General features: G+C 45.2%; 8 protein-coding genes and 1 pseudogene. 5 read left to right on the top strand and 4 right to left on the bottom strand.

Features of this window, described 5'->3' with window-relative positions:
- The 5 genes and pseudogenes from ODU34_RS10025 to ODU34_RS10045 form a co-directional block, all read left to right on the top strand.
- A pseudogene (locus ODU34_RS10025) lies at nt 1-225 on the top strand (transposase); the annotation flags it as partial.
- A 205-nt stretch (nt 226-430) separates the two neighbouring features.
- Entirely contained in the window at nt 431-1,258 is an 828-nt protein-coding gene (locus ODU34_RS10030; RefSeq protein WP_105178483.1) for a lipoate--protein ligase family protein, read from the top strand.
- A 10-nt stretch (nt 1,259-1,268) separates the two neighbouring features.
- Nucleotides 1,269-2,717: an amidase gene (locus ODU34_RS10035; protein ID WP_136647116.1), complete on the top strand. Its 1,449-nt coding sequence runs from the start codon at nt 1,269-1,271 to the stop codon at nt 2,715-2,717.
- Between the two features lie 123 nt (nt 2,718-2,840).
- Nucleotides 2,841-3,716, top strand: a complete 876-nt coding sequence (locus ODU34_RS10040) for a transporter substrate-binding domain-containing protein (RefSeq protein ID WP_024414389.1) — start codon at nt 2,841-2,843, stop codon at nt 3,714-3,716.
- Between the two features lie 299 nt (nt 3,717-4,015).
- Nucleotides 4,016-4,687 (top strand): amino acid ABC transporter permease, encoded by a 672-nt coding sequence (locus tag ODU34_RS10045; protein ID WP_014637448.1) that lies wholly within the window; start codon nt 4,016-4,018, stop codon nt 4,685-4,687.
- A gap of 30 nt (nt 4,688-4,717) precedes the next feature.
- On the opposite strand, the gene ODU34_RS10050 is transcribed toward ODU34_RS10045, so the two are convergent.
- The 4 genes from ODU34_RS10050 to ODU34_RS10065 all read right to left on the bottom strand — a co-directional run.
- Complete coding sequence (locus ODU34_RS10050; protein WP_014637449.1) at nt 4,718-4,933, bottom strand: helix-turn-helix transcriptional regulator; 216 nt, start codon at nt 4,931-4,933, stop codon at nt 4,718-4,720.
- Between the two features lies 1 nt (nt 4,934).
- The gene (locus tag ODU34_RS10055; protein ID WP_105178481.1) at nt 4,935-5,459 is read right to left on the bottom strand and encodes a hypothetical protein; all 525 of its coding nucleotides are present in this window, start codon (nt 5,457-5,459) and stop codon (nt 4,935-4,937) included.
- Nucleotides 5,460-5,590: 131 nt separating this feature from the next.
- Nucleotides 5,591-7,459 (bottom strand): heavy metal translocating P-type ATPase, encoded by a 1,869-nt coding sequence (locus ODU34_RS10060; RefSeq protein WP_398578489.1) that lies wholly within the window; start codon nt 7,457-7,459, stop codon nt 5,591-5,593.
- Between the two features lie 261 nt (nt 7,460-7,720).
- On the bottom strand, nt 7,721-7,907 hold a 187-nt coding region (locus ODU34_RS10065; RefSeq protein WP_398578486.1), incomplete at its 5' end, for a transposase.

Here is a 7,907-nt window from a genome sequence, read left to right on the forward strand (position 1 = left end):
CTACGTGGAACTATTTCAAGAACTTAGTCAAAGACAAATTGACAAGTAAAGAGGGAGCCCGCATTTATGCCAAACGCAAGGTGGATGTCGAACCTGTATTTGGTAGGATGAAGGGTGTTTTTGGCGTACGCAGAGTTCATGTCAGAGGTCAAAAGGTGGTTGAAACTGAGATAGGATTCCTCCTAATGAGCATGAATCTCACGAAATTGGCGAAGAAATTAGCCCATGATAATAGAAACAAAAGGAAAAACACAAATAGTTCGGCTGGATTTCATCAAAATCAGCTTGAATCTATCTGTGTTTTTTATTTACTGGCTAGTTTTTGCTCAGTCTCCTTTCTTTTTCAGAAAAAACTCTGGGCATTTTCTCCGACGCATCACAGGCTCTGTGTTAAAATAAGATATAGTAATTTGAAAGAGAACGCTTACGGATGAAATCTTGGGTTGAGAATGTGACCATAAAAAAATACGAAGATCGGTCTGGTTTGACAGGTTTGAAACAGGGGCCGCTGGTGTGGACCGAGGTCTTTTTGCGCGAGGTCAATCGTCAGTCCAATACAGGGATTTTACATTTTTGGCCCATGGACCAAACGGTCATTCTGGGGATGATGGACAGTCAGGTGGCCCAGTTGGACAAGGGCTTAGCCAGTATTGGTCAGGCAGGCTACAGTCCGATTATTCGGAGTTTGGGCGGTTTGGCCGTCGTTGCGGATGAAGGGATTTTGAATGTCACTCTGATTTTGCCCAATCCTTCTGGTCATAAAGTCGATTTGCGGGAGTCTTATCAGGTTATGGTGGATTTGATTGCTCAGGCGCTTTCGGATTTTCACTTCGAGGTGGTCAGTGGTGAGGTAGCAACTTCCTACTGTCCTGGGACCTACGACCTCAGTATCTCTGGTCGGAAGTTTGCTGGATTGGCTCAGCGGATTTACCAAGAGGCCATTGCCATTTCTGCCTATATCAGTGTGTCAGGCAATCAAGTCAAACGAGGGCAAGTGGTGGCTGAATTTTATGCAGCAAGTTTTGCTCCGCAAGAAGTATCGGACAGATTTCCGCAAGTAAATCCGGATTCGATGGCCAATTTGTCAGACTTGGTCGGTCAGGATGTGACGGTGGAGGATATGAAAACACGAATTGAGCGTGTCTTGATTGAAAACGGAGCTTTTCTGACCACCTTTTATCCTTCGTCGGACAACATGGCTGATTTTATGGCGCTCGGAAAGACCATCAAGCAGTCTATGGAAAAATATGGAATTTAGGAGAAAATCTATGAAATGGAAAGATGCGACAGCCATGGCTCAGGCTGTCAATCAAAAACAGGTTTCTGCCAAGGAATTGGTGCAAGAAACCATTGACAGGATTGAAAAGCTCAATCCCGCCCTCAATGCGGTTGTCAGCAAGCAATATGAAGCAGCCTTGAAAGAAGCGGAGAAAGAAGACTACCTGGGCAAGCCATTTGCAGGAGTTCCTTTCTTGCTGAAGGATCTGGGGCAAAATGAAAAGGGGCAGCCATCTTCTACAGGCTCTCGCCTGCTTGCTGGTCGGCCAGCAGGCCATACCGATACCTATGTCCAACGCTTGAAGGACTTGGGCTTCATCATTGTCGGTCGGACCAACACGCCAGAATTCGGCTTCAAAAATATCTCAGATGCCAGCCTGCATGGTCCTGTCAATCTTCCCTTGGACCCCAGTCGCAATGCTGGCGGATCAAGTGGTGGTGCAGCCGCAGCACTGGCTTCAGGCATGGTCTCTATTGCTGCTGCATCAGATGGTGGTGGCTCAATTCGCATCCCAGCCTCCTTCAATGGCTTGATCGGGCTCAAAACCAGTCGTGGTCGGATTCCAGTTGGGCCCAAGTCTTATCGTGGCTGGCAGGGGGCATCTGTCAATTTTGCACTGACCAAGTCTGTCCGTGATACCCAGCGTCTGCTCTACCATTTCCAGGACTATCAGCTGGAAGCTCCCTTCCCCCTTGTCAAGCTGAGCGAAGAAGAGGTGTTTGGAAAATTGTCTCGCCCCCTTAAAATCGCCTACTATAGCAAGTCTCCAGTAGGGAGCAAGGTCAGTCCTGAAGCGGTAGAAGCGGTTCAAAAAGCCTGTCATCACTTGTCTGACTTAGGGCATGAGCTGGTGGAGTTGTCAGAATATCCTCTGGATGGAGTGGCCCTGATGAAGTCCTTCTACCTGATGAACAGCGTGGACACAGCCCAGATGTTTGACGAGATCGAAGCAGCTTTTGGGCGCCAGATGACCTTGGAAGACATGGAAGTCATGTCCTGGGCTATTTACCAAAGCGGGCAAACCATTCCAGCCAAATTGCACTCCAAGGCCCTCTTGGACTGGGACCAGTTTGGAGCTGACATGGCGCGTTTCCATGAGGATTACGACTTGCTTCTGACACCGACGGTGGCTGATGTAGCGCCCAAGCATGGGCAATTTGACCTGCCAGCAGATTTGCTGGACCGCCTCAAGCACACTCAGAATTATTCCATGGAAGAGCAGCAGGCCCTGATCTGGCAAATGTTCGAGGACAGCCTAGCCCTAACACCCTTTACGCAGCAGGCCAATATTTGTGGTCAGCCAGCCATTTCTCTGCCAACTTATGTGCGGGCTGACGGCTTGCCAATCGGCATCCAATTGACAGCAGCCAAGGGACGAGAGGATTTACTCTTGCAGTTGGCAGACCAAATGGAGGCAGCAGGTTTACTCAACTTGTAAGGGAATTCATTTTTTCAGTTCAATTATTTGCCAAAACGTTTTCAAAATGTTAACCTGTAAAAGTTGGTGGGTTAACACCGGAAAAGTAAAAGGGAAGCTATGGCTTCCAAAGGAGATTGTTTTATGTTGAAAAAAGTTTTGGCCTCAGCTCTCTTGGTTTCTACTTTGACCTTGGCAGCATGTTCTAGCTCAAGTTCTAATACTAGCAGTTCTTCTGCTGAACAGACTCAATGGGAAAAAGTACAAGAAGCAGGTGTCTTGAAGGTTGCAACACCAGGTACCCTTTTCCCAACTTCTTACTACAACGATGCTAAAGAATTGGTCGGTTATGAAATTGACATGATCAATGAAATTGGTAAACGTTTGAAATTGGAAATCGAATACCAAGAAATCGGTGTGGCAGAAGCCTTTACAGCTGTGGACAGTGGAAAAGTTGATATTTCTGTTAACAACTTTGACATGACGGAAGCACGTAAGGAAAAGTATAACTTCTCTATCCCTTACAAATATTCAGTTGGTGGCTACATCGTTCGTGAAGATGGTTCATCAGGAATCGAAGCAGCTGACTTGAGCGACTGGACTGGTAAAAAAGCTGGTGGTGGCGCAGGTACTCAGTATATGAAAATTGCTGAAAAGCAAGGTGCAGAGCCAGTTATCTATGACAACGTAACCAACGATGTCTATTTGCGTGATGTATCAACAGGTCGTACAGACTTTATTCCAAACGACTACTACACACAAGTCATGGCCATCAAATGGGCCAATGCCAACTTCCCAGACATCAAAGTGAAGATGGGTGATGCAAAATACAATCCAACTGAACAAGGGATTGTCATGAGCAAGGCTGACACAAGCTTGAAAGAAAAAATTGACGAAGCTCTTGAAGCAATGAAAGCTGACGGAACTTTGAAGGCAATTTCTGAGAAATACTATGCAGGACAAGATTTGACAATCCCTGTTGAAAATGCTGATAAATTGCCAGTTATCGAAGTTGAATAAAATTTCGTAACAAATTATAGTCTTTTAGTTTACTTTTAGTACTCGCTCCAACTATCTGGGAGATAGTTGGAGGTTGCAAATAAAGCGAACAAAGTTCGCATCAACTGCCGCAGGCATATCTCAATGCTTTCTTGTTTCTTGGCATTGACTTGAAACAGTCCCCCAGACTGTTTCAATCAGGCAAGGTGAGTTAACGAAGTAATAAAAGAAAAACTAAATGACGATAAATGCATCTTGTATAGACTTTGTCAGTCCCAGACTGGCAAGGTCTATCTGGTTTTTAGGAAAGAGGAGAAGATATGGATATCAACTGGCAGGCAGTTTTTAATGCAGATATTGCAAGAGAGGCTATTCCACAGATTTTGGAGGGACTTCCCTACACTCTATCCCTATCCCTAATTGGTTTTGCCTTGGGGACTTTCTGTGGATTTTTTGTAGCCCTCATGCGGATGTCTAAGTTCGGCCCCTTGCGTTGGTTGGCTATGACCCATATTTCTCTCATGCGTGGTATTCCCCTCATGGTTCTTCTTTTCTTCATCTATTTTGGTCTGCCCTTTATGGGATTGCAGTTAGACGCCATAACAGCCTCTATCATCGCCTTTACCTCCATGTCCAGTGCCTACATTTCTGAAATTATTCGTGCATCTCTTTCAGCCATTGATAAGGGGCAATGGGAAGCGGCGCGTTCCCTGGGTTTGCGGACCAATGTGATTTACCGAAAAATCATCATTCCCCAAGCCTTTCGCATTGCCCTTCCACCTCTTAGCAACGTTCTCTTAGACATGGTCAAAAGTACCTCTCTGACAGCTATGATTACTGTACCAGAGATTTTCAATAAGGCAAAAATAGTCGGCGGAGCCAAGTCGGACTACATGACAGTTTACATCTGTGTTGCCCTTATTTATTGGGTTATCTGTACCCTTTATGCTGTCGGACAGGTGCATTTGGAAAAACGCTTGGCGACCTACTAAAAAAGAAAAAGCCCTAGGCTTTTTCTTTTTTTAGTTGTCTTCATGGACATATTCCAAAATATCTCCTGGTTGGCAGTCTAGGATTCGGCAGATGCTCATCAGGGTATTAAAACGAATACCTTTTGCCTTGCCTGTCTTGAGAATGGATAGGTTGGCTTCGGTAATGCCGACTTGCTCCGCCAAGTCCTTGGAAGTCATTTGTCGGTCTTTGAGGACCTTGTCTAAATTTACGCGAATCATTTCCATATCAGATAAACTCGCTGTTCTCGGTTTCAAGTTCTTGCCCCTTTTGTACTAAGGTCCAGACAAAATAAGTCAGGAAGATAAAGAGAGCATTGAGGATAAAATCTGACCAACGCAGATTGAGGAAATTGTTTGGTCCAGCAGCATTTGTCAGGGCAATCAAGCTGGTTAGGCAAAATTGCCCAGCAGTCAAGATCAGCAAACTGATGAAGAGTTTCTGATACAGTTTCAGACTCGCTGAAGCGAAATAATCTTCTTCCAAAAGCAATTTACATAACTTTTGAATCAAGTAGGCAATATGACTGAGTGCCGCCAAGACGAGTAAGATTAATCCACTTGATAAAAGGATGAGCCAGACACCAATCTGGTCAATGGGTTTGTTAAAGGTGTATTCCCAAGAACGTGTTACAAAAGAATCCCCGCTAAAACCTGCCAATGTAAAGAAGGTATAAAGGGCAATCAAAAAATAGAAGAAAAAGCGAACACATGCAGCAACCAATCCTGCTGTTTTGAGTAGATTTTTTTTCATAGCAAACCTCCAATTATTATTGTTTTATGATAATATTATCTTCAAAATTATCATAAAACAATAATTTCTGAAATGCAAGCGTTTTTTTAAAAAAATAAAAGCAAAACCGCCAAGCAACTGGCGGTTTGAAGCTATTTAAAATACAAGAGTCTCAAGCCATTCAAAATCACCAAAATCGTTGATCCTTCGTGGCCCACCACGCCGAGCGGTAGGTTGATAGACTGGAAGAGGTTAGAAATGATAAGAAGGGCAATAACAGACAGGGCAAAGATGATATTTTGCTTGATGATGCTCCGCATTTTCTTCGACAGGCGAATGGAGAAGGGAATCCGTGTCAGGTCTTCCATGAGCACGATGTCGGCAGACTCCATAGCGATATCCGTTCCGCTTCCCATAGCGTAGCTGACGTTGGCTTGGGCCAGGGCAGGAGCATCGTTGATACCGTCGCCCACCATCCCGACAGACGCAAACTCGGTTTGCAATTCTTGGATAACAGCAGCCTTATCCGTCGGCAGACAGTTGGCAATCACACGGTCAATACCGACCTGACTCGCCACATAACGAGCCGTCTTTTCTTGGTCGCCCGTCAGGAGAATTGGCGTCACGCCCATTTCTTTCAACTGAGCAATCAGCTGCTTGCTCTCTGGCTTCAAACTATCTTCCACCATGAAAATCGCCGTCAGCACATCATTTTGGCTGACATAGACCAGGGTTTTCCCAGTGCTTTCTGCCTCATCGATCTGTGCCAGCAAGTCAGCAGACAAGGGACTCACCAAACTATCCACCACAAAGCCCGCCTTACCGATTTTCCAGCTGTCGCCCTTATAGCCTGCCACCAAGCCTTTTCCGGTCACGTCTTCTAGGCTTTGGAGGTCAATAGCAGAGCTGTCAGCCGTATAGGTCATGAGAGCTTGAGCGATTGGATGGCTAGATTGTTTTTCAACGGCCTGAACAACCTGTTTGATAAGTTTTTCATCGCCAAGATAGGTCGCTCCCACAACTTCAGGTTTGCCAATGGTCAGGGTACCGGTCTTGTCAAAGACGATTGCCTCTAAATTGGCGATGTTATCCGCAATGTCACCGCCCTTGATAATCATGCCCTTGCGTGCCGCACGGCTGATGGCAGAAAGTGTCGCCGGTGAAGAAGACGCTACAAGGGCACATGGAGAAGCAATAGTCAAGAGGATCATGCCACGGTAGAAGGCAGTCAACCAGTCCCACCCCAGAGCAAAATGAGCAAAGAGGATAAAGAGCGGCACCACCACCAAAACAACTTTCACATAGGTATCTTCCATATTTTCAATGAAAGTCGCTGTTTTTGATTTGGATTCTTGGGCATTTTCAACCATTTGGACGATTTTGTCAAAGAGGGCATCGCCTTTTTCAGCTGTAACTTGAACGGTCACAGTTAGACCTTGGTTAATAGTACCACCAATAACAGCAGCACCAGCTACTTTTTCCGCAGGAAGTGGCTCGCCTGTAATCATGGATTCGTCAAAGATGGATTGCGGACTGATGAGGGTAGCATCCAGTGGGACCGTGTCACCCTTGCGAACTTGTAGGAGGTCACCGATGCGGATGGCTGCGGTGTCTAAGACAGTGATGTCACCATTTTCCTCGATTTTGCGAGCCGTTGGAGGCGTCATGTTCATCAAAGCTGCGATGGCATTCTTGCTCTTTTCCATGGCTAATTCTTCCAGAGTAGAAGAAAGGGAGAAGATGAAGATGAGTAGAGCCCCTTCCATCCAGTAGCCAATTAGACCAGAGCCGATAGCAGCTAAAATCATGAGCAGGTCGACAGACAGGTGCTTGTCGAAAATCAGCTCAGAAATGCCTTCCTTGGCAGACTGGTAGCCCCCGATGACAAAGGCTGAAATGAAGAGGATGGGTGCCCATCCCTGTCCAGTCTGAAGCAAAAGGATACCCATTAGAATGAGCGCCAAGCAGAGAGCGGTTGTGATGATGTGGCTGTGTTGTTTGAGGTTGGATACGAGTGTCATAGTTTGTTGTTTCCTTATTTAGAATTATTATCATTTATCTGAGTTAATTATAACAATTATAAAAAGAAAGTCAAGTTATTTATAATAATTCTAAATAAGATTGTTCTGATAATTCAAAGGAAAGTCATAACCACCCGTGAAAACGGATGGCTTGTACACCGGCTATAAGCCGTTTCTCTCCAGCGACGTCTAAAGACGTTCGCTGAACTTCGTTCAGGTTAGTGCTATAATTACTTGACTAATGCCCGTAACAACGGGCTTCTATCTCGTTCTAAAACTGCCATCTGAAAATGGATCTTCATACTCTTTGACACTCAATTTATCAAGTGCAATGTCATTTTTCTCCTGCTCGCGAATATATTTCGCAACTGTCTTTTCATTCAGTCCAACGGTACTAACATAGTAGCCTCTAGCCCAAAACTTTCGATTTCCATACTTATATTTTAAA

The organism is Streptococcus sp. 2018WUSS126, assembly GCF_044427425.1.
In the GTDB taxonomy this organism is placed as follows: domain Bacteria; phylum Bacillota; class Bacilli; order Lactobacillales; family Streptococcaceae; genus Streptococcus; species Streptococcus hashimotonensis.